This window comes from Streptomyces nanhaiensis, from assembly GCF_046614825.1.
In the GTDB taxonomy this organism is placed as follows: Bacteria; Actinomycetota; Actinomycetes; order Streptomycetales; family Streptomycetaceae; genus Streptomyces; species Streptomyces radiopugnans.
The window spans coordinates 1-1,373 of the sequence record NZ_JBKJFM010000336.1; the positions used below are offsets into that span (position 1 = coordinate 1).

General features: G+C 76.5%; 2 protein-coding genes. One reads left to right on the forward strand and one right to left on the reverse strand.

The genetic code is table 11. The features are described 5' to 3' along the window. The coding region (locus ACLIYP_RS30420) for a DUF4328 domain-containing protein (RefSeq protein ID WP_412716293.1) at nucleotides 1-760 on the forward strand (760 nt) is incomplete at its 5' end. On the opposite strand, the gene ACLIYP_RS30425 is transcribed toward ACLIYP_RS30420, so the two are convergent. Beyond that, on the reverse strand, nucleotides 744-1,373 hold a 630-nt coding region (locus ACLIYP_RS30425), incomplete at its 5' end, for a hypothetical protein (RefSeq protein WP_412716294.1). The genes ACLIYP_RS30420 and ACLIYP_RS30425 overlap by 17 nt on opposite strands.

Sequence of the window (1,373 nt, forward strand, 5' to 3'; positions counted from 1 at the left end):
GCCGTACGCGCCGCAGGCGTCCCAGCCGTGGCACTCCACACCGCCGCCCCCGGTCACCGCCCCCTACCCCGCGCCCGGCGGCGCCGGGCGCCCCGGCGCCGCGCGGTCGGCGCGCACGCTGTCCCTCGCGCTGAGCGCCGGGCTGAGCGCGCTGCTGCTGTGCACCCTGGTGCAGCTCGTGCTCGACTTCCGGGTCTACGGGGAGCTGGACGGCCTCCACGAGGGGGCCTCCCTGGCGTACGCGGCCGTCGACCACGACTCCCTGCGGAACACCACCGATGTGATGGCGACCCTCTCCGCCCTGTTCCAGTTGCCGGTGATCGTGCTGTGGCTGCTGTGGTTCTGGCGGGTCCGGGCGAACGCCGAGGTGTTCGCCCCCGGGCAGATCCGCTACCACCGGGGATGGGCGATCGGCTCCTGGCTGGTGCCGGTGGTCTGGTTCTTCATGCCCAAGCAGATCATCAACGACATCTGCGACCACAGCGACCCCACCTCGACCCGGACCACCTGGTACGGCCCCCGCCGCAGCAGCAACCGCGGCCTGCTCAACGGCTGGTGGACGATGTGGCTGTCCGGCATGGTCGCCGGGCTCCTCAACTACGAGCCGTGGTACGAGGCCGAGACCGCCGGGGAGGCGCAGGGCGGCGCGGCCCTCGCGGTCCTCACCGACTTCCTGACCGTGCCCTCCACGGTGCTGGCGATCCTGGTGGTCCTGCGGCTGACCGCCCTCCAGGACGACCGGATCAAGGCCGGCCGCTGACCCGCCCGGCGCCGATCCGTCGGCCGGCGATTCGCCCGGCGCCGATCCGCCGGCCGCCGATCCGGCGCAGCCGGCGTACCGCGGACAGGGCCCCGGCGCGGTGGCGCAGGAGCACCGCGCCGGCCGCCAGCCCCGCCAGGGCGGCCGCTCCGCCGAAGGCCGCCGCCGGGGACGAGCCGGTACCGGATTCCGCGGCGACGCCGGTGTGCACGAAGGAGGCGGACAGCAGCTCCCCGGTGCCGCAGACCGCGACCACGGGATAGCTCCCGCCGACGGCCAGCCCCTCCCGCAGCGGGGCGGTGGCGTGTCTCTCCCGGGCGGGACGGTCCTCGGCGCGTTCGAGCGCGACGGTCCGCTCGAAGGCGGGTGAGGAGACGACGCCGCCCGCGCCGCCCGCCTCGCACACGGCGCGTACGCCGACGGCCCCGCCTCCGTCCCCACCCGCGCGGGCGGGGGTGAGGGTGAGTTCCTGGCCGGCGTCCTGCCCGTCACCGCTGCCGCCATTGCCACCGCCGCTGCCGCCGCTGCCGCCGTCCTCCGCGGCGGACGCGGCGACGACGGTGACGACGGGGGCCGCGGTCAGCGCCAGGGCGGCGGCGGCCGTACCGGCGGC